Source organism: Actinoplanes italicus (assembly GCF_003001815.1).
GTDB lineage: Bacteria > Actinomycetota > Actinomycetes > Mycobacteriales > Micromonosporaceae > Actinoplanes > Actinoplanes italicus.
Map to the genome: position 1 here is coordinate 171,399 of NZ_PVMZ01000018.1, position 18,252 is coordinate 189,650.

22 protein-coding genes are annotated in these 18,252 nt (G+C 71.4%); 13 read left to right on the forward strand and 9 right to left on the reverse strand.

Annotation, left to right across the window (positions count from 1 at the left end; genetic code table 11):
* The first annotated feature begins 6 nt into the window (after positions 1–6).
* The 6 genes from CLV67_RS35565 to CLV67_RS52205 all read left to right on the forward strand — a co-directional run bounded on the left by CLV67_RS35565 (position 7) and on the right by CLV67_RS52205 (position 4,359).
* The gene (locus CLV67_RS35565) at positions 7–1,251 is read left to right on the forward strand and encodes an MFS transporter (protein WP_106326438.1); all 1,245 of its coding nucleotides are present in this window, start codon (positions 7–9) and stop codon (positions 1,249–1,251) included.
* Positions 1,252–1,400: 149 nt separating this feature from the next.
* Positions 1,401–1,889 (forward strand): GNAT family N-acetyltransferase, encoded by a 489-nt coding sequence (locus CLV67_RS35570; RefSeq protein ID WP_106326440.1) that lies wholly within the window; start codon positions 1,401–1,403, stop codon positions 1,887–1,889.
* A gap of 89 nt (positions 1,890–1,978) precedes the next feature.
* Positions 1,979–3,145: an RtcB family protein gene (locus CLV67_RS35575; protein WP_106326656.1), complete on the forward strand. Its 1,167-nt coding sequence runs from the start codon at positions 1,979–1,981 to the stop codon at positions 3,143–3,145.
* A 104-nt stretch (positions 3,146–3,249) separates the two neighbouring features.
* On the forward strand, positions 3,250–3,831 hold the full coding sequence (locus tag CLV67_RS35580; protein WP_106326442.1) for a hypothetical protein: 582 nt from the start codon (positions 3,250–3,252) through the stop codon (positions 3,829–3,831).
* 209 nt (positions 3,832–4,040) lie between these two features.
* The gene (locus CLV67_RS52200) at positions 4,041–4,187 is read left to right on the forward strand and encodes a hypothetical protein (protein ID WP_170154118.1); all 147 of its coding nucleotides are present in this window, start codon (positions 4,041–4,043) and stop codon (positions 4,185–4,187) included.
* Between the two features lie 10 nt (positions 4,188–4,197).
* The gene (locus tag CLV67_RS52205; protein ID WP_170154119.1) at positions 4,198–4,359 is read left to right on the forward strand and encodes a hypothetical protein; all 162 of its coding nucleotides are present in this window, start codon (positions 4,198–4,200) and stop codon (positions 4,357–4,359) included.
* Positions 4,360–4,364: 5 nt separating this feature from the next.
* Here the strand turns inward: CLV67_RS52205 and CLV67_RS35590 are convergent, their stop codons facing one another.
* The 3 genes from CLV67_RS35590 to CLV67_RS35600 are packed head-to-tail and all read right to left on the reverse strand — an operon-like array spanning position 4,365 to position 8,389.
* On the reverse strand, positions 4,365–5,165 hold the full coding sequence (locus CLV67_RS35590; RefSeq protein WP_106326658.1) for an alpha/beta fold hydrolase: 801 nt from the start codon (positions 5,163–5,165) through the stop codon (positions 4,365–4,367).
* A 57-nt stretch (positions 5,166–5,222) separates the two neighbouring features.
* Entirely contained in the window at positions 5,223–7,418 is a 2,196-nt protein-coding gene (locus tag CLV67_RS35595; RefSeq protein ID WP_106326444.1) for an ATP-binding protein, read from the reverse strand.
* Positions 7,415–8,389 carry an NAD-dependent epimerase/dehydratase family protein gene (locus CLV67_RS35600; protein WP_106326446.1) on the reverse strand — a complete coding sequence of 325 codons (975 nt, stop codon included), beginning with the start codon at positions 8,387–8,389 and terminating at the stop codon, positions 7,415–7,417. Before CLV67_RS35600 ends, CLV67_RS35595 begins: the two co-directional genes overlap by 4 nt.
* A gap of 17 nt (positions 8,390–8,406) precedes the next feature.
* Between CLV67_RS35600 and CLV67_RS35605 the strand changes: the two genes are divergently transcribed.
* Together CLV67_RS35605 and CLV67_RS35610 are read left to right on the forward strand one after the other, a co-directional pair.
* On the forward strand, positions 8,407–9,015 hold the full coding sequence (locus CLV67_RS35605; protein ID WP_106326448.1) for a cysteine hydrolase family protein: 609 nt from the start codon (positions 8,407–8,409) through the stop codon (positions 9,013–9,015).
* Entirely contained in the window at positions 9,012–9,932 is a 921-nt protein-coding gene (locus CLV67_RS35610; RefSeq protein ID WP_106326450.1) for a hypothetical protein, read from the forward strand. The genes CLV67_RS35605 and CLV67_RS35610 overlap by 4 nt, the downstream gene beginning before the upstream one ends.
* Here CLV67_RS35610 and CLV67_RS35615 read toward each other — a convergent pair whose 3' ends face one another.
* From CLV67_RS35615 to CLV67_RS35625, 3 genes are all read right to left on the reverse strand, one after another.
* A complete protein-coding gene (locus CLV67_RS35615; protein WP_106326452.1) occupies positions 9,933–10,316 on the reverse strand; it encodes a hypothetical protein in 384 nt (127 codons plus the stop codon).
* A gap of 31 nt (positions 10,317–10,347) precedes the next feature.
* The gene (locus tag CLV67_RS35620; protein ID WP_106326455.1) at positions 10,348–11,523 is read right to left on the reverse strand and encodes an MFS transporter; all 1,176 of its coding nucleotides are present in this window, start codon (positions 11,521–11,523) and stop codon (positions 10,348–10,350) included.
* Between the two features lie 64 nt (positions 11,524–11,587).
* Positions 11,588–12,229, reverse strand: a complete 642-nt coding sequence (locus CLV67_RS35625) for a class I SAM-dependent methyltransferase (protein WP_249037978.1) — start codon at positions 12,227–12,229, stop codon at positions 11,588–11,590.
* 94 nt (positions 12,230–12,323) lie between these two features.
* On the opposite strand from CLV67_RS35625, the gene CLV67_RS35630 reads away from it, so the two are divergent.
* Entirely contained in the window at positions 12,324–13,190 is an 867-nt protein-coding gene (locus CLV67_RS35630; RefSeq protein WP_106326459.1) for an AraC family transcriptional regulator, read from the forward strand.
* 32 nt (positions 13,191–13,222) lie between these two features.
* Positions 13,223–13,888: a lipoyl(octanoyl) transferase LipB gene (gene lipB, locus CLV67_RS35635; protein WP_239166370.1), complete on the forward strand. Its 666-nt coding sequence runs from the start codon at positions 13,223–13,225 to the stop codon at positions 13,886–13,888.
* Here lipB and CLV67_RS35640 read toward each other — a convergent pair.
* Entirely contained in the window at positions 13,877–14,647 is a 771-nt protein-coding gene (locus CLV67_RS35640) for an ArsR/SmtB family transcription factor (RefSeq protein WP_106326660.1), read from the reverse strand. The two genes, lipB and CLV67_RS35640, sit on opposite strands and share 12 nt — an antisense overlap.
* A 34-nt stretch (positions 14,648–14,681) precedes the next feature.
* Positions 14,682–15,137: a transposase gene (locus CLV67_RS35645; protein WP_106326464.1), complete on the reverse strand. Its 456-nt coding sequence runs from the start codon at positions 15,135–15,137 to the stop codon at positions 14,682–14,684.
* A 72-nt stretch (positions 15,138–15,209) separates the two neighbouring features.
* On the opposite strand from CLV67_RS35645, the gene CLV67_RS35650 reads away from it, so the two are divergent.
* The 3 genes from CLV67_RS35650 to CLV67_RS35660 are packed head-to-tail and all read left to right on the forward strand — an operon-like array spanning position 15,210 to position 16,878.
* Positions 15,210–15,584, forward strand: a complete 375-nt coding sequence (locus CLV67_RS35650) for a PH domain-containing protein (RefSeq protein WP_106326466.1) — start codon at positions 15,210–15,212, stop codon at positions 15,582–15,584.
* A gap of 4 nt (positions 15,585–15,588) precedes the next feature.
* The gene (locus CLV67_RS35655) at positions 15,589–16,194 is read left to right on the forward strand and encodes an SET domain-containing protein-lysine N-methyltransferase (protein ID WP_146169414.1); all 606 of its coding nucleotides are present in this window, start codon (positions 15,589–15,591) and stop codon (positions 16,192–16,194) included.
* Between the two features lie 15 nt (positions 16,195–16,209).
* Positions 16,210–16,878: an HAD family hydrolase gene (locus tag CLV67_RS35660; RefSeq protein WP_106326469.1), complete on the forward strand. Its 669-nt coding sequence runs from the start codon at positions 16,210–16,212 to the stop codon at positions 16,876–16,878.
* Here CLV67_RS35660 and CLV67_RS35665 read toward each other — a convergent pair.
* The gene (locus CLV67_RS35665) at positions 16,859–18,187 is read right to left on the reverse strand and encodes an alpha/beta hydrolase (RefSeq protein WP_106326471.1); all 1,329 of its coding nucleotides are present in this window, start codon (positions 18,185–18,187) and stop codon (positions 16,859–16,861) included. The two genes, CLV67_RS35660 and CLV67_RS35665, sit on opposite strands and share 20 nt — an antisense overlap.
* Positions 18,188–18,252: the final 65 nt, after the last annotated feature.

Here is an 18,252-nt window from a genome sequence, read left to right on the forward strand (position 1 = left end):
TGGCCTATGGATATCCGTGCTCCCCGCCTCCGGTTATTGGCCGTGGCGATGACCGTCGACGCCCTGGGCAGCGGTCTGTTCGGACCGTTCGGCCTGCTCTACGGGCATGAGGTGGCCGGCCTGCCGCTCGCCCGGACGGGCACGGCCCTGGGGGTCGCCGCCGCGGTGGCACTGGCCGCCGGCCCTCTCGCCGGCACGCTCGTCGACCGGATCGGCGCGGCACGGGTGGTCATCCTGGCCAACGTGGTGGCCGTCCTCGGCGGCCTGCTACTGCTCTCGGCACGCGACCTCCTCTCTTTCACCCTCGCCTCGATCCTCGGCGTGGCGTCCGTCCGGATGTTCTGGTCGGCGTTCGCCCCACTGATCGGCGCGCTCACCGGCGATCGCGCCGAACGCTGGCTGGGCCTGCTGCGCAGCGCCCGCCTGGCCGGCGTGATGCTGGGTGGCTTCGCCGCCTCCGGTGTCCTGCTGCTGGGACGCAAGGAGGGTCTGCTGATCATGCTGGCGGTCGACACGGCGTCCTACGCCCTCGCCGCCGTCCTGACCGTCGTCGCCACCGCCGGCAGCCACCGCCCCATCCGGCGGCCGTCCCCGGGCACCGGCGATCCCGCCGGCGGCCGGGCGTCGTACCGGACGGTGCTCCGGGACCGCGCCCTCCTGCACCTCACGCTGCTGAACACGGTGTGCACCCTGCTGGCATCGACCCCGATCATCGCCATGCCGGTCTACCTGATCGAGGTCGCGCACGGACCGGCCTGGCTGCCCGGGCTCGCGGCCGGTCTGCTCACCGGAACGGTGGCGCTGGCGATGACCCGAACACCGCTGCTGACCCGCGGTACCGGCAGGCTGCGGGTGCTCGCCCTGGCCGCCCTGCTCTGGGCCGCCGGCTGCCTGCTGTTCCTCCCCGCCCCGCTGGCCGCCGCTCCCGTCGCGATCGCCGCGACCGTGGTGCTCGGCCTGGCGCAGTCCTTCTACGAACCGACCGCGGACACGGTCGCCCTCGCTCTCGCCCCCGCGCACATGACCGGCCGCTACACCGCCGTCTACCAGCTGGCCTGGGGCGTGTCGGCCGCGCTCTCCCCCGTACTCGCCGGAGTTCTCCTCGCCACCGCACCGAGCCTGCTCTGGATCACCCTGGCCGCGCTGGCCCTGCTGACCGCGATCGCATACCACCGCACCGAAGCCCGCCTCGGAGCCCGCGTCGGCCAGTCCGGAACCCCGCTACCCGCCAGCCGCGCCTCCGGAGCGTAATTCGGAGGCGAATTGTCCGGCGATGAGGATGATGGGGTCGTGACGATGCGGTTCGTGATCCGTTTTGACGCCGATCTGGAGACGTTCCATCTGGACGGCTGCGGTCTCCGGGCCGCCCCGACGGGGCCGGTCCACGTCGGTACGGCGTGATGGGTGACCCGGAGTTCGCCCTGGTACGGCTCCACGAGGATCACGCGCCGGCCCTGCTGGAGTTCGAGGTCGCCAATCGGGCCTGGTTCGCGCGGTCGATACCGGATCGCGGTGACGCCTACTTCGCCGAGTTCGATGCGCGGCATGCGGCGCTGCTGGCGGAACAGGCGACCGGTCTCTGCCATTTTCACGTCCTGGTCGACGAGGCGGGCGCGATCGTGGGACGGTTCAATCTTGTGGACGTCGCGGAGGGCGGTGCCGAGCTCGGGTTCCGCATGGCGGAACGGTCGACCGGGCGTGGACTGGCGAAACTGGGCGTCCGCAGGATCTGTGACGCTGCCCGGGACGAGTACGGGCTGCAGTGGCTGAACGCCCGTGCGAGACCGTGGAACACCGGTTCTCTCGGAGTGTTGCGCTCCACCGGTTTCCGGGTGGTCCGCGCCGACGACGACTTCGTCCAGCACGTCCGCGAACTGCGGGCCGGTTGAGGGCGGCCCAGGGGTGTGGCGGTGTGAGGACCCGTGAGCGGGCCTGCCAACCTGATCCGGGACGAGACGGGCGAGAGGTGCACCTGGAGATGTGGCAGATCAACGAGCGGCTGATCAGCTGGGCCAGCATCCTGGAGGAGGAGACGCGGCGGCAGGCCGAGAAGGCGTCGCGGCTGCCGTTCATCCATCCGCACATCGCGCTGATGCCGGACGCCCACCTGGGCAAGGGCGCCACGGTCGGCTCGGTGATCCCGACCGTCGGGGCGATCATCCCGGCGGCCGTCGGCGTCGACATCGGGTGCGGGATGGCGGCGGTGCGGACCCAGTATCACCGCGACGACCTGGTCGGGGACCTGCGCGGGCTACGCACCTCGATCGAGGAGGCCGTGCCGCTGTCGGCCGGCTCCTACAACTCCCGGCTCACCGAGTCGGCGCGGCGCCGCGTGGATCAGCTGACCACCGAGGCCGAGAAGGCGGAATTCGATCCTCTGCGGTACGCGAAGAACTGGACCCTGCAGCTCGGAACGCTCGGCAGCGGTAACCACTTCATCGAGGTGTGCCACGACGAGTCCGGCGCGGTGTGGCTGTTCCTGCATTCCGGCTCCCGCGGCATCGGCAACAAGATCGCCACCCACCACATCCAGGTCGCGCGGCAGCTCATGGAACAGCGGCGGATCGACCTGCCCGACCGCGACCTGGCCTACCTGGAGGAGGGCAGCGACCAGTTCGACGCCTACCTCCGGGAGCTGCGGTGGGCGCAGACCTTCGCGCTGATCAACCGGGACGAGATGATGGACCGGGTGATCGCGTGCTTCGCGGACTTCGTCGGCGGGCCGGTCGAGCAGCGGGACCGGGTGCAGTGCCACCACAACTACACGGAGCGCGAGACCCACTACGGCGAACAGGTGTGGCTGTCGCGCAAGGGTGCGATCAACGCGGCCCGTGGGGTGCCCGGTCTCATCCCCGGCTCGATGGGCGACGCCTCGTACGTCGTCGCCGGCAAGGGAAACGCCACCGCCCTGAACTCGTCGCCGCACGGGGCCGGGCGTGCCTACTCGCGGACGGCGGCCCGCAAGACTTTCACCCGCCAGCAGCTGCGCGAGGCGATGAAGGGCATCGAGTTCCGGGACACCGACGCGTTCCTCGACGAGATCCCGCAGGCGTACAAACCGATCGACGTGGTGATGAAGGACGCCGAGGACCTGGTCGAGATCCGTCACACGCTGCGCCAGATGGTCAACGTCAAGGGCGACTGAACCGATGTGTGAGATGTACCCCTAACTGCTTTCGCCGACGCCGCGACAGCCGAATGGACAGGTGGAACGGCTGATCGGCACCGGGAAGCGGAAGGGGGCATCGGATGGACGAGCGGTACCGGGGCGTGCACACGCGTCGCGCGCTGCATCGGCGCCGGATGAGCCGCCGTGCCCGGTTCGCCGTCGGGGCCCTGGCCGTGCTCGGCGCGGCCGGCATCGGTGTCGCCGAGACCGGCGTGACGCCGGCCCGCGAGGAGAACACCACCCCGGTCGCCGCCGCCGCGCCGGCCGTCACGGTCGCGGGCGCCCCGCTGGCCGAATCCTCCTACGACCCGGCCGCCTACCGCGGCGCCCTGGAGAAACAGATCGGGCACCCGCTCTCGGACACCGGCTTCGCCGAGATCGAGGAGGTCGCCGCGCAGGTCTGCGGCTGGGACCGGGAGGAGTTCGCCGGCTGGGTGGCGGTGAACACCGACGACGGCACCCTCGCCGACGTGCACCTGGACGTCAGCCATCGCTGCCCGCAGCGCGAGTCCGAGATCGCCCAGGCGCTCGCGGTGATCGACAAGGCCCGCAAGTCCTGCCGGATGCCCAAGACCGACGACCCGCAGATCCGCGAGATGATCACGGGCCGTCCCGCGCAGGCGGCACTCACCTGCGTCTATCTCACCAAGCCCATAGCCTGAGCGGTACGGTCTGCGGTGTCGAGCAGGCGCTGCCGGGTGGGTTCGCGGCGGACGCGGTCCGGGTCGGTGCGACGGTACGCAAGACGCCGCCGCGGAACCCGGATCTCGTACACGCGGTGTTGGGGCGGATCTGACCGCGGGCACCGATCTGGCCGGTGATCAGGGGGTCGTCTGCCACAACGACCTGTCGCCGAAGAACACCGTCTACCGTGCGGGCCGAGGCCGGCGATCCGGCGATGGGGGCGCTGCGCGACAGCGGGATCGCCGATGAGGTACGGGCAGCGCACGAGTGGACCTCGCGGAACCGGGTCGCCCTGGAAACCGGAATCCGCCTCTGCGCGGGTCCGCCGGGCTGACCATGGAGTCATGGGAGAGACGCACGTAACCGAAGAGCCCAAGAAGATCCATGGCGACAAGCTGGCCGAGGCGTTCCGCGACCTCCCGCGGGCCGCGGATCTGCCCCGGCATCCCGCCGCCGGCACGAAGGAGAACACCGGCAGCGGCCTCCAGGAGGACCGCCGCCGGTGACGCCCTCAGCTCCTCGCCGCGGCCCGCTCGATGAGGTCGGCGACCGCCTTCGGCTGCGAGATCATGGCGACATGCGAAGACCGGACCTCGACGGTACGGACGGCGCCGGCCCGCTCGGCCATGAACCGCTGCACGGCCGCCGGGATGAGCCGGTCGTCCCGGGCCACCAGGAAGAACGACGGGATGGTCCGCCAGGCCGGCTCACCGGACGGGGTCTGCAGGGTGCTGGAGTCGCCGGGCCGCTGGGTGGCCCAGAGCAGGTCGGCCTCGGACGCTGACAGGTCGCCCGCGAACACGCGCTGGAAGACCTCGCGCTTGACGTAGCCGTCGTGGCCGCCGCCGGGGGTCTCCCGGAAGTCCAGCGCCTCCAGGCCCAGCTCGGTGCCGGGGAACCTGACCTGCAGGTGGTACACGTCGTCACCGGCGTCGGGTGCGAACGCGGCCACGTACACCAGTGCCTTGACGTTCGGGTTGCCCGTGGCGGCGTTGGTGATGACGAAACCACCGTAGGAGTGGCCGACCAGCACGATCGGACCGGAGATGGTTTTCAGGACACTGGCCAGGTAGGCGGAGTCGGAGGCGACACCGCGCAGCGGGTTCGCCGGGGCGAGGACCGGATATCCGGCGCGGATCAGCCGCTTCAGGACACCGGACCAGCCGGCCGCGTCGGCGAACGCGCCGTGCACGAGAACGATGGTGGGCTTGACCTTGGGACGGCCGGCGGCCGCGGGCGTGCCGGAGGCGGCGACGGCCACCGCAGCCGCCGCGGTACCGGCAAGAACGGTACGACGAGAAACCGAAGACATGCCGATCATGCAACCGTCGAACGGACCGGCGGGCCATGCAGGACGACCGGCAGAAGGTCAGAGTGCCGCCAGCCGGCGTGCGGCGAAGTCTCTGTTCTGCCGGTTGTGCACCAGCTGGACGGCGCGGCCGAGGTGGTCCCGGGCCTGCTCGACGGCACCGAGCCCGGCGTGGGCGAGGCCGATGGCCAGATGCGCGAGCCCGATCATGCCGGGTTCGCCGAACTCCACGGTGAGTGTCATCGCCGTCTCGCCCTCGGTCAGAGCCTCGCCGAGACGGCCCAGATCGACTAGTGCCAGCGCGATGTACACGCCCCCGGACGAGCGGACGAACAGCGCCGACCGGGGTGACACCGGCCGCCGGCCGATCTCGTGCAGGGTCCGGCGCAGCTGTTCCAGGGCCTCGGCGTTGCGCCCGAGATGGCGCAGCGCCTGCCCGACGGCCAGGTGCACCTGGACGTAGCTGTCGTGGTCACCGCACGCCTCGGCCAGGGGCAGGGCCCGGGAGTACGCGTCGAGCGCCTGCTCGTGATGTCCGGCGTACCGTCGCGCGTGTCCCTCGTACTGCACCGCCCAGCTCTGCTCGCTGAGGTCGCCGAGTTCCACGGCGAGCGCGTACGCGGTCCGCGCGGCCTCGGCACCCTCGTCGTAGCGGTGCGCGCAGCAGGTGGCGGCCCACGAGAAGTAGTTGAGATGCACGACGCGCTGCCGCGGGTCGGGCAGGCGCGCCGCCGCGTCGCGGGACAGCGCGAACACCTCGTACCAGCCCGGCCAGCCGATCATGGTGTCGGAGAACCAGTGCAGCGCCTCGGCCACCTCCACGATCAGCCGGTCGTCGCCGGCCTGCCGCAGGGCGCCGAGCCAGTTGCCGGCCTCGGTCTGCAGCCAGAACGCGGCCTCCTCGAGGCTGGCGAGCGGCACGAACCCGGTCCACCCGGCGGGCAGGGCGCCGTAGCCGGGTTCGAACCAGCGACCGGCCACGATCGTCGTCCCCAGCAGCCAGCGGATCATCCGCTGCCGGGTGGCGTCCCGGGTCGCGGGCCGTTCCTCGACCTTGAGCCGCTCCCCCGCGAACAGCCGGATCAGGTCGTGGAAGCGGTACCGGTCGGCGCCGTCGGCCTGCAGCAACCCGAGTTCGACCAGTTCGTCGAGGCGGTCCTCGGCGTCGTGCGGGTCCGATCCGGCGAGGACGGCCACGATCGGTGCGGCGAAGTCGGGACCGGGCACGTGGGCGAGCCGCCGGAACAGGGCCCGGCCCTCGCCGGAGAGCTGGGCGTGTGACAGGGCGAACGCGGCCGCCACCCCGGTGTCGCCGGTGCTGAGCACGGCGAGCCGCCGGTCGGCGTCGGCGAGCCGGTCCACCAGGTTGCCGACCGTCCACGCGGTCCGGGTGGCCAGGCGGGTGCCGGCGATCCGCAGCGCCAGCGGCAGGTGGCCGCAGAGGCGGGCCACCTCGTCGACCTGTCCGGCGGCGGCCGGGTCACCGGCCTGGTCGGCGATCGCCCGCAGCAGCCCGGCGGACTCGGCCGGGGCGAGCGGGCCGAGCCCGATCCGCAGCACCCCCTCCAGGCCGCCGAGCATGCGCCTGCTGGTGATCAGCACCATGCCGCCGCCTGCGCCGGGCAGCAGCGGCCGCAGCTGAGCCTCGTCGGCGGCGTTGTCGAGCACCAGCAGGCATCGGCGTTCACCGAGCTCGGCGCGGACCTGGCTGCAGCGTTCGTCGGCGGAGTCGGCGATCCGGCGCGGGCTCACGTCGAGGGCGCGCAGCAGCTGCCGGGCCGCCTCCCCGGGGTCGAGCGGTTCCGGGTCGACGCCGCGCAGGTCCAGGTGCAGCCAGCCGTCCGTGAACTCGTCGCGCAGCCGGGCGGCCGCGTGCACCGCCAGGGCCGTCTTGCCGACGCCCGGCTGCCCGTGCACGACGACGACACGGCCGGTGTTCTCCGCGATCCGCTGGATCTCGGCGGCCCGCCCGACGAAGTCGGCGACCTCGCGGGGCGGCTCGCACAGCCGCGGACGGGCGTCGGCGGTCCGCATCCGCAGCTCACGGGCGGAGTCGGCGAAGGCCCGGTGCTCGTCGTCACCGAGTCCGAGGGCGGTGGCCAGCGCGGCCAGGGTGCGCGGCTGGGGCGTACGGCTGTGGCCCCGCTCCATGTCGCTGATCGCGCGGACACTGACCCCGGACGCCTCGGAGAGCTGGTCCATGGTCAGCCCCGCGGCATGCCGCAGCGAACGCAGCCGCCCCCCGAACCCCGTCACGCCTCCAATCTAGATCGACTACGCAGCCGGGCGTCCTCGGCCGTGTAGTCGAACCAGCCCTCGGGATCGTGGCCGGGCCGGTTGCGCAACAGCCACTCCACCGTCTCGGCCACGGTCGCCGCGTAGTCGCCGGCCGGCCGGTAGCCGAGCTGTCCGGCCGCGCTCATGTCGAGGACGATCGGCGGGACCCGATGCCAGGGATGCCATCCGGCCGGATCGTCGCCGGGCAGCAGGATCTCCTCGCGGGTGTGCCCGGTCAGATCGGCGATCACGCGGGAGATGGTCAGGCCGTCCGGGGCGTCCGGGTCTGCGGCGTTGAGGACGCGGCGGCCCGGCCGGTCGGCGACGCACTCGACCAGCGCGGCGATGTTCGCGGCGGCCGAGGTGTGATCGGCGCCCTTTCCCTCGGCGGCGAGCAGCACGTACGGCCTCCGGTCCAGCGCGCGCTTGACGAACCACCACTCGCGGGCCGGCTCGCTGCCACCCGGCCCGTGCACCTTGGACGGCCGCAGCACGGTGACCGGAGCGCCGCTGTCGAGCAGCAGCCGCTCCGCCGCGACCTTGTTGGGCCCGTAGCCCCCGGCCGAGTTGTAGTCCATGTCGCCGGGCGGCACGGTCGGCTGGTCCTCGGTGACCGGGCCGTCGAAGCGGGGCGGGCCGGCGGAGTTGACGTGGTTGCCGTCGGCGTCGGCGTAGACGGCCTTGCTGGAGATCATCACGGCGGAGCCCGCGTCGCGCATGAGAGGCAGCACCTGGCGGGCGTGCTCGGCGGTGTAGCAGGCGCAGTCGACGACCAGGTCGAACGTTCCGACAGGCAGGGAGTCGTGGTCGGCCAGGACCAGGGTGACGCCCTCCGGGACCGGGCGGGGACGGCGTCCGGTGACGGTGACCCGCCAGCCGGCCGCGAGCAGGCGGCGGGCGACGGCCCCGCCGATCGTCCCGGTTCCGCCGATGACTAGAACACTTCGCATTGGATACGTTCTAGCAAATGACCGATCACGTTGCGCCGCACTGGGACACGTCCGCCCTCGTTGTCATCGACATGCAGGCCGACTTCACCGGCATCGACGGCACACCAGAGGTGATCGAGCCGGTGTCCGCTCTGGCCGAGGCGTTCCGCCGGGCCGGCCGGCCGATCGTGCACATCGTCCGGCTCTATCCGGCCGGCAGCTCCGACGTGGACCTGCCACGCCGGTCGCTGGCGGGGACGATGGTGGCGCCCGGCACGGCCGGTTCGGAGATCGTCGCGGGGCTTCCGGTACCGACGCCACTCGATCCCCGGCTGCTGCTGTCGGGACGCCCGCAGGGGATCGGCGAGGACGAGATCGTGCTGTTCAAGCCGCGGTGGGGTGCGTTCTACCGGACCGAGCTGGAGTCCTGGCTGCGGGCGCGCGGGGTGGACACCGTCGTGGTGGCCGGCTGCAACCTGCCGAACTGTCCGCGGGCCACGCTGTTCGAGGCCAGTGAGCGCGACTTCCGTACCGTCATCGTCTCCGACGCCGTCTCCCGGACGAGCCCGGAGAGACTCGCCGACCTCGCCGGAATCGGGGTCAACGTGCTGACCGCCGAGGCCGTCGTCGATAGCCTGTCGGGGTGAAACCTCGCGCCGAGGCCGTCGAAGTCTGCCTGGAAGCGCTGGCCACCGGCCGCGTCCACGGCTTCTCCCCCAACCACGACCCCGAGTTGCTCGCCGGGCACGCGCCGTTCACCCAGAGCGTGGTGAGCCCGCACGGCATGGTCCGCGACTGGGGCCTGTTCGAGGCACACTTCACCAGGTGGACGCCGGTTCAGCCCTGGCGCTGCCAGTTCTTCATGGTGCAGGCGCACCGGATGGGCAAGCCGCCGAGGTGGAAGCGTCTGCTGCGCGAGCTCGACGGCTTCGAGCTCGCACCCGGTTCCTACACCGTGCCCGGCTCGGACTACGTCCGGATCACCGCGTCCGGCAGCGAGGCCTGCATCGACACCGACACCGGCCGGGTCGTGAAGATCAGCGTGCCGGCCACCCCGCCACTGACCAGCGCCGATCCTCCGCCCCAGCATCTGCGGCGACAGGTGCGCGACATCGCGACCGCCCCGGAGGGCGCCTGGTCCGCCTGGCTGGAACGCCGTCCGCCCGGCGAGTGGACCCACCACCTGGCCGTCCTGTTCAACCTGCACCGCGACGACCCGGCCCGGCGCGACACCTGGACCGCGTTCGGCCTGTGGCTGCTCCGCCAGGTCGCCGGCCGGACGGCCGCGGACGAGTGGGCGTGGCGCTGGTCCGAGTTCGTCCTGGACCGGCCCGGCACCGTCCCGGTCGGCGACGTGGCACGGGTCTGCCTGGCCGCGCTGCCGATGACACCGGGCGAGGCCGCGGCGCTGCCGGCGGACTGGCGCTCCCGGACCCCGGAGACGATCCGCCGGTCACGGATGACCCTCGCGCTGCTGCGCTTCGCGGCCGAGGACGTGCCGCCGCCCCCGCAGCCGGCGCCCGGTCTGACCACATGGGAGCCGCTGCTGCGGCACCTCGGATGATCACTTGAGGCCGCCGCGGTACTGCAGATGGACGATCAGGTAACTGCCGTCGGGCTCGGCGGCCAGGTAGACCTCGGCCGGGTCGAAGAGTGCCGGGGACAGCACCTGCGACCTGTCGACGCCCATGGCGCCGGCCAGGTCCTCCGGTGACTGCCCGTCCGGCGGCCGCACCTTGACCAGTCTGGTGCAGCCGCCGGAGCCGCAGGCCATGTCCTCGTCGTCGACGATCTCCGCCCCGGCCGGCAGGTCCGGCATCCGCCACGTCGGCGGCAGCGCGCCCTCGTCGCCGGTCAGCCACAGCCAGGCGAAACCCACGCTCCACAGGCAACCGCCCAGGAACGCCACCACGCAGCCGACGGTGAGGCCCCTCCGGAAGAATCGCATGGCGGGCAGGGTAACCGGGCGATGCCATCGATCAGGCGCGGTCCGGCTCCGGGACGGTGGCGAGCAGGATCGTGCCGGCTGCCGCGAAGAGCGCCGCGCCGACGAAGATCAGCGCGGGTGATCCGTACGCGATGAGGGAAGCGAAAGCCACGCCCGCGGTGACCGGGACGCAGGCCTCGGCGATCGCTCCGACGCCGGTCAGCGCACCCTGGACGGTGCCCTGCTCGCTCACCCGGATGTTGCGGGAGATCCACGACTGCGCGGCGGCGCCGCCGAACGAGGCGGTCACCCCGATCGCCTGGGCGGTGTAGAGCATCCACGGGGTGGTGGCGACGGCCGTGACCGTCAGCGAGATCACGCCGATGAGGTTGCCGGCGATCGCGGACCTCCGGTCGCCGAGGCGGCGGACGATCGGGGCGACCGCCCTGGCCTGGAACAGCGCGCCGGCCAGGGCTCCGGCAGCCATGACGGCTCCGATGTGGGCGGTCGTCCAGGCGAACTGGACGGCCAGGAAGAACGACCACACCGACTGGTGGATCATGCGGCTGACGTCGGCGCAGAGCCGCGCCCAGGTGAGCCGGCCGAGCACCGGGCGGCGCAGGACGACGGTGATCGCGGTGACCGGGTTCGCGGTACGCAGCGTGAGCGGGGTGGTGCGGTCGCCGGGCCGGGACTCGGGCAGGATCAGCCACCCGTAGGCGGCGTTGGCGAAACACAGCACGGCCGCGGCGAGGAACGGCAGGCGTACGTCGACCGCGCCGAGCAGCCCGCCGAGGGTGGGTCCGGCGACGAAGCCGAGGCCGAAGGCGGCACCGATCCGGCCGTACGCCCGGGCGCGTCCCGCGGGTTCGGTGACGTCCGCGACATAGGCGTTGACCACGGTGTTCGTGCCCGCGCAGGCCCCGGCGAGAGCGTGGAACAGCAGCAGCGTCCACGGTCCGGACGCGGCGGCGTGGGCGAGCCAGTCGACGCCGAGACAGGTCAGCGAGACGAGCAGGACGGGCCGCCGGCCGTACCGGTCGGAGACGCGCCCGAGCAGCGGCGACAGGACGAACTGCAGCAGGCCGTAGGTGGATCCGAGCACCCCGGACCAGAGCACGGCGGCCGCGGGATCGGTGGTGACGGCGGTCATCAGGGCGGGCAGGATCGGCACGATCAGGCCGAGCCCGAGCATGTCGATGAAGACGGTGACGAGCAGGAACTTCAACGGTGTCTCCGCGAGGTGAGGTGGGCGTCGAGCCCCCCTCGAAACCCATCGCGGGCACGGAGGATCAGGCTATCGGTGGCGTCAACCCATTTTCGTAGTAGGAGTTGACGACGGGCTGCCCCGTGTAGTTCGGGCCGGCCCGGTCGTCGGCGCCGAGATAGCGATAGGGCAGGCCGAGGTCGCGCGGGCCGACGCAGGTGATCCGTTTCCGGCGTCCGTCGTAGCCGACCCCGGCGGCCTTGAGCAGGGCGGTCAGCCGCCGGCCTCCCGGCTTGATCGATGCGAGGTCGAGGTCCGCGACGAAGGTCCCGGCAGGCGCCAGCCACTTCAGGACCCTGGCGAGTACGGCCAGCTTGTCGCCCACGTAGTGCAGCCCGTGGACGCACGTGATCAGGTCGAACGCCCGCCCCGGGGTCCACGTCTCGATCGGCGCCGCGACCAGCGTCAGCCCCGGCGGCGCGGGGGCGAACGCGTCCACCAGATCCACACCCGTGAGCCGCGCCGGGTCGATCCGCCCGGCGGCCTGGATCAGTGCCCGGCCGCTGCCGCAGCACAGGTCCAGCCAGCCGTTCCCGGCCCGCTCCACCGGGTCGAAGCCGAGCACCCTGGCGTAGCTGTTGACGCCGGTCAGCTGCCGTTCGCGATTCATCGCGTTGTTGGCCACGACCGACGACGAGTGCAGGGCCGAGTCATCCAGCAGGTTCACCATGACACCCTGTCAAACATGATCGGATCGGGCCAGAACGATCGGGCGTGACAGGTGTCCCGCGGTGAAGAGTTGACGTCGGAAGGAGGCCTCGATGATCTCGGCACTCAACCGGCTCGTCGACCTGGTCGAGGAGCACCTCGGCGAGGAGCTGGACGTCAGCGCGGTGTCCCGCGAGCTCGGGACGACCGAGTACCACCTGCGGCGGATGTTCTCGTCGCTGGCCGGGATGCCGCTGTCGGAGTACGTGCGGCGGCGCCGGATGACGGTCGCCGCCGGGGACGTGGTCCGTGGTGACGACCTGCTCGGTGTCGCGGTCCGTTACGGATACGGCTCGGCCGAGGCGTTCGGGCGCGCGTTCCGGGCGGTCCACGGCGCCGGCCCCGGTGAGGTACGCCGAGATGGAGGCCCCCTTCGCACACAACCGCAGATCAGGTTCCGCCTGACCGTCGAAGGGAGCACCCCCATGGACACCCGTATCGCCGACCGCCCCGACATCCGGCTCGTCGGCCACGCCACCCGCGTTCCGCTGATCTACTCGGGCGCCAACCCGCACATCCAGCAGTTCATCGCCGGCCTGCCGATGGAGCAGCACCAGCGGCTCAAGGCGCTCAGCGACACCGAACCGGCTGGCCTGCTGCAGGTCACGCACGGTGTCGAGCCGGACGCTCCGGAGGGCACCGAGCTGACGTATCTGCACGGCGCGGCCGTCGGTCACGACACCCCGGTGCCGGACGACCTCGACGCCATCGAGGTGCCGGCCGGGAAGTGGGCGGTGTTCCGCACCTCCGGGCCCTATCCGGAGGCGCTGCAGACGGCGTGGGCGGCGACCGCCACCGACTGGTTCCCGTCGAACCCATGGCGGCTGCGGCCCGGCCCATCGATCGTCGCGGTTCAGGAGATGGCGGCCGACTTCAGCACCGCGACGTGCGAGCTGTGGATGCCGGTCGAGCCTGCCTGACGCTCGTCCGTCGAGCGGGGCAGGATGGGCGGGTGAGCGATTCGAGAGAACTGCTGCGCGTCGATCTGGCCGAGGTGGAGTACCAGGCGGCCGTCACCGAGATGGCCGCCTGGGCCGCGGAGCGAAAGGCCGGCACGGCACCGGACCGATTGTTCCTGCTCAGCCACCCGCCGGTGATCACCTACGGGCGGAAGACCCCTCCCACCGATCTGCCCTCGGACCTGTCGGAGATCCCGGCCGTCGGAGTGGACCGGGGTGGCAACGCCACCTTTCACGGGCCAGGCCAGCTGGTCGGTTACCTCGTGATGGACCTGCGCACGTGGGGTCCGGTGGACGTGGTCCGCTGGCTGGAGAACGGCCTGATCGAGGCCATGTCGGCGCTCGGTTTCGCGACCGAGCGCCGGGACACTCCGCCGGGCTCCCCGAGCCTGGTCGGCGTGTGGACCCCGGACGGGCGCAAGCTCGTCTCGATCGGCATGCGGATCCGGGGCGGGATCACCACCCACGGGTTCGCCCTGAACGTGGACACGGACCTGGCGGTCTTCGACCGGTTCGTGGCGTGCAGCCTCGACGACGTGGCGATGACCTCTCTCCGGCAGTTGGCCGGGGAGCGCGGCGTGCGCCCGCCGACGGACGCCGAGGTCCGTGATGCGGTGTCAGCCGCTCTCGGCGCACGGCTGGGAGCGTCAGCCTCGTAGGTGGGCGTGCATCTCCCACGGGGCCTGTGGGAGCACATGACCGGTCTCCAGGAACGACTTCAGGTTGGCCATCACGGCCGGCCAGCCGTGCGAGACGGCCTCGGCGTCGTCGTCGGACGGCAGATTCTCGTGGGTGACCGACAGCCGGACGATGTCCTGGTGCGGCTCGATCAGGAACGTGACCGTCGACGCGTCCGGCCCGGCCCCGGACCCCGCCTCGCCGAACGTCATGACCAGCCGGCGCGGCGGGTCGGCCTCGAGCACGACCCCACCGCCGTCGGCGATGCCGGACCCGTCGGTCCGCACGTGCTCCCACGACGAGCCCGGCCGCCAGTCGGAGACGTTGTGGTGTCCCCAGAACTCGCCGGTCAGGTCTGCCGAGGTGAGCGCCTCCCAGACCCGCTCGGGGGTGGCCTGGATGTACGTCACGTACACGAAGTTCGGTTTCATCGGTTGCTCCTCCGCATGCCGCCGGATCGCGTCGAGCGTCCGCAGCCGCGGCTCCTCGAACGGGGCGATCCATCGCTGCCGTAGGTCGTGGATGGGGACCGGGTTGAGGTAGTGCAGCTTCTCCCGGCCGCGCCTGACCGTGCTGATCAGGTTGGCCTCCTCCAGCACGGCGAGGTGCTGGGTGACGGACTGCCGGGTGATGTCCAGGCTCGCGCAGAGCCTGCCCAGCGTCTGGCCGTCCTCCGCGCGCAGGCCGTCGAGCAGCCTGCGGCGGGTGGGATCGGCGAGAGCCCGGAACACAAGGTCCATGACCTGCATTATGCAGTCTAGCGACTGCATGTTGTCAACCGACGTTCGCGATCATCCGATGGAGGACCTTGAGGGCCGTGACGTAGTCGGTGTCGTCGATGCCTTCATGGATCCGTGCCCGGATGGCGGGACCTGCCTTCTTCATCTCGAGCCGGGCCGCCTCCCCCGCCCCGGTGATCCACCATCGCCCGTCCGCGTCCGCGCGGAGCAGACCCTGCCCGGCGAGTGCCGCCGCCTCGGCCGCCAGGTCGTCCTCGGCCCGCAGGTACGTGCTCATCGCCTCCTCGAGCTCGGCGACGGTCCGGCCCCGGCCGTCCGGCGAGAGATCATTCGCGGACAGGTTGCGCAACAGCCAGAACGCCGGCTGAGTGAATCCCGCTGCGGCCTGCTGCCGCCGGGTGAAGGCGATCAGGGCCTCGTACGCCACCCCCGTCCAGTAGGCGGCCGGCTGACCCGCCAGTTCCTCGTCAGTGAGCTGCTCAACGTCCATGCGGCGACGGTAGGACCTCAACGGAGGTTGAGATCAAGCCCGGCGCTGGCGGGTGCGGGCTACCGTGGGTCCGTGATCGATTTCTCGAGCCCCTCGGTGTTCAAGCTGACCCCCGTCGACCCCGGTTCGGTGTATTCGCAGGTGGCGCCGCTGCTGATCCAGAGCGAGCAGCTGATCTACGCGTTCAAGACGACCCGGGACTTCGTGGCGTTCACCAACAAGCGGCTCATCGCCGCCAACATCCAGGGCATGACCGGCAAGAAGGTCGACTTCACCTCGCTGCCGTACAACAAGATCCAGGCCTTCTCGATCGAGACCGCCGGCAACTTCGACCGGGACGCCGAGCTGGAGCTGTATTTCAGCGGCCTCGGCAAGGTGCGCCTGGAGTTCAAGTCGAGCTCCGACATCCGGCAGCTGGGCCAGTTGATCGCCGGTTTCGTCCTCTGAGCGCGTGCCCGATGTGACGCTGGGCCCCGGCGGCCTGGCGGGCACCGGAGTCTACGCGGCCCGCGACTTCGCCGTCGGCGAGGTCGTCGTCGACTACGAGCTGCAGCCGCTGGACGAGGCCGGCTACCTGGCGCTGCCGCCCGGAGAGCATCTGTTCGTGCACAGTTACGGCGGCCGTCGCCACCTGTATCCGGCTCCGGCCCGGTTCGTGAACCACGCCGACGACCCGAGCTGCTACCAGGACTTCGACCGTGGCTGTGACGTGGCGCTGCGTCCGATCGCGCGGGGCGAGCCGATCACCATCGACGCGACGCAGGAGACGGCTCGCGAATTGAGCACGTTCCTGGACGCCTACCGGGGCCGTGATCTCGCCCCGCTCGTGGACTCGGAAGCGGTCCTGTGGCTGTCCGGGCGGGTGTTCCGCGGGCGGGAGGCGGTGGTCGCCGTGCTGTTCGACGAGCCGGAACCCGCCCTGGACGCCGTCGAGTGGATGGTCGGCACGGGTCGCTGGGAGGCGGCCTGCTCGGCCGTGGACGGGGACCGCCACCTGACCATGCTGCTCAAAGTGATCCGCGGTAACTGGCAGATGGTCTATCAGCACCGTGGCTGAGGGTAACCTCATCCGATGATCAAGGCAGTCGTGATCGATGTGGACGACACCCTCTGCATGACCGAGGCGTCGTCGTTCGAACTGGAGAACGAGGTGCTCGCCGCGATGGGGCGACCTCCGATCGAGCGGGCGGTGCACCTCACGACCTGGGGTGAACCGCTGCTGGCGGCCATGCCGAAACGGTCGCCGGGACTGGACCTGGAGGTGTTCTCGCCACTGTTCCAGACCACCATGGAGCGTCACGTGGCCGAGGGACGGCTCGACGTGATCCCGCCGGAGAACCTGGCCGCCCTCGACGAGCTGGTGCTCTCCGGCCGTACCGTCATGCTGCTGACCTCCCGCACGGGACCCGAGGTGCGGCACATGCTGGAGCCCGACCACGTGCTCGCCGAACGGATCAGCGGTGTCTGGCACCGGGACAACACACGGCACGGCAAGCCGGATCCGCGGGCGTTCGACGAACTGCTCGCGCACACCGGGCTGTCGCCGTCGCAGTGTGTCTACGTCGGTGACTCGCCCGGTGACGCGATCGCGGCCGGTGGTGCGGGGATGGCTTTCGTGGCCTGCCTGCAGAGCGGCGTCCGCGGTCTCGGCGACTTCGACGAGCGTTACGTGACCGCGTCGATCGCCGCGTTCCCCGAGGTGGTCCAGGTGGTGGAGGAGCTCAGCCGAATTCCACGCTGATCCGGTGCCCGCTCGACGGCCAGGCCGGCACCGGCAGGCTGGTGCGCCCGCCGCCGCGCTCCTGGGCCACGATGCGCACGGACTTGCGGGCCGACGCCGGGATGAACAGGTCGACGCCGGAGATGAACGTCTGCGCGATGAACTCGGGCAGCGGGGCGGACAGGTCACTGACGCCGTCGCTGTCGTCGTCGAACGCGAAAACGCCGATCACCCGGCGGGCGTGCGGTGCGGTGGCCGGGTTCAGGATGTCCTGGCCGTTGATCCACAGGTGGTCACCCTCGCCGCCCCACCATTCCTTCTGCCGCTGGAACGTCAGCGCGGTGTGCCGGTCACTGGTGTCGACCAGGCCGCCGAGGCCCTCGCCGGGACGGCTGGTCAGCAGCCGCACGAACGAGTCGGAGCGGCGGAACGGCTCGAAGTAGAAATGGTGCGTCGACTGGCCGGGGCGCAGCAGCGCGAACTCGTACCGCTCGTGCGGCGCGAGCGCTACCGGCCCGAACGTGCCGTCCGCGGCCACGGTCGCCCGGATCGCGCGGCCCTGCCTGCGGCCGGTCCGGGAGCTGACCCGGTGGATCTCCAGACTCGCTTCGGCCACCCCGGCGTTGCCCGGTCCGTTCACCCCGGCGTTGCCCGGTTCGTTCACTCCGGCGTTGCTCGGGAACAGAACGGCACGACCGGAGATGTACGCGACGCGCGCCGCACGGACCTCGGTGGTGTGCGGTTCACGCTCGCGCAGGAAGCGGAAGATCTCGCGGAACGACTCCTTCGACGACACCGTCTGGGTGTGCGACTGCGCCGGGAAGTACACGTTGGTCGCGCCGGCGACGGTCCGCGCCGGGTCGCCCTCCCCCCAGATCGCCAGCGTCGGCACACCGCCCGGCAGCGCGGCGGCCGGGCGGCCGTCCAGGTTGACGTAGTGCGCGACCCGTGCGGCCCGCTCCGGCGAGCTGTTCAGGTAGCCCTGCGTCACGTAGGTGCCGAGCGAGTGCGCCAGCAGATCGACCTGATCGGAACCGGTCAGCGCGAGCAGCCGCTCGATGCGCGCGTCGAGTCCGGCCCACACCTGCTGGAGGATCGCGACGATGTTCGGCGAGTCGTATTCGTGGGCCTCCACGATCCCGGCCGGATAGCCGTTGCTCGCCAGGCGCTTCGCCTGCACCCGGAACTGCATGGCGGAGCCGGCACTGCCATGGATGAAGATCGCCGGACGCGGCGGCCGGCCCCGGCCCGCCGTGGCCGGAGTGGTGACGGCGGCGGCGACTGCCACGCCGCCGGGTACCGCGATCAGTGTTCGGCGAGTAATCCCCATCGACCCTCCCGATAGACAGCCGTGATTATTGCACGGTCCGTGCGATTATCTCGGCGCAGTCGGGA

Bases quoted from the DNA above. Each gene is read 5' to 3' on its own strand.
- CLV67_RS35565 (WP_106326438.1), top strand. From the start codon at position 7: ATGGATATCCGTGCTCCCCGCCTCCGGTTATTGGCCGTGGCGATGACC.
- CLV67_RS35570 (WP_106326440.1), top strand. From the start codon at position 1,401: ATGGGTGACCCGGAGTTCGCCCTGGTACGGCTCCACGAGGATCACGCG.
- CLV67_RS35575 (WP_106326656.1), top strand. From the start codon at position 1,979: ATGTGGCAGATCAACGAGCGGCTGATCAGCTGGGCCAGCATCCTGGAG.
- CLV67_RS35580 (WP_106326442.1), top strand. From the start codon at position 3,250: ATGGACGAGCGGTACCGGGGCGTGCACACGCGTCGCGCGCTGCATCGG.
- CLV67_RS52205 (WP_170154119.1), top strand. From the start codon at position 4,198: ATGGGAGAGACGCACGTAACCGAAGAGCCCAAGAAGATCCATGGCGAC.
- CLV67_RS35590 (WP_106326658.1), bottom strand. From the start codon at position 5,165: ATGTCTTCGGTTTCTCGTCGTACCGTTCTTGCCGGTACCGCGGCGGCT.
- CLV67_RS35600 (WP_106326446.1), bottom strand. From the start codon at position 8,389: ATGCGAAGTGTTCTAGTCATCGGCGGAACCGGGACGATCGGCGGGGCC.
- CLV67_RS35605 (WP_106326448.1), top strand. From the start codon at position 8,407: ATGACCGATCACGTTGCGCCGCACTGGGACACGTCCGCCCTCGTTGTC.
- CLV67_RS35615 (WP_106326452.1), bottom strand. From the start codon at position 10,316: ATGCGATTCTTCCGGAGGGGCCTCACCGTCGGCTGCGTGGTGGCGTTC.
- CLV67_RS35630 (WP_106326459.1), top strand. From the start codon at position 12,324: ATGATCTCGGCACTCAACCGGCTCGTCGACCTGGTCGAGGAGCACCTC.
- CLV67_RS35640 (WP_106326660.1), bottom strand. From the start codon at position 14,647: ATGGACCTTGTGTTCCGGGCTCTCGCCGATCCCACCCGCCGCAGGCTG.
- CLV67_RS35645 (WP_106326464.1), bottom strand. From the start codon at position 15,137: ATGGACGTTGAGCAGCTCACTGACGAGGAACTGGCGGGTCAGCCGGCC.
- CLV67_RS35660 (WP_106326469.1), top strand. From the start codon at position 16,210: ATGATCAAGGCAGTCGTGATCGATGTGGACGACACCCTCTGCATGACC.
- CLV67_RS35665 (WP_106326471.1), bottom strand. From the start codon at position 18,187: ATGGGGATTACTCGCCGAACACTGATCGCGGTACCCGGCGGCGTGGCA.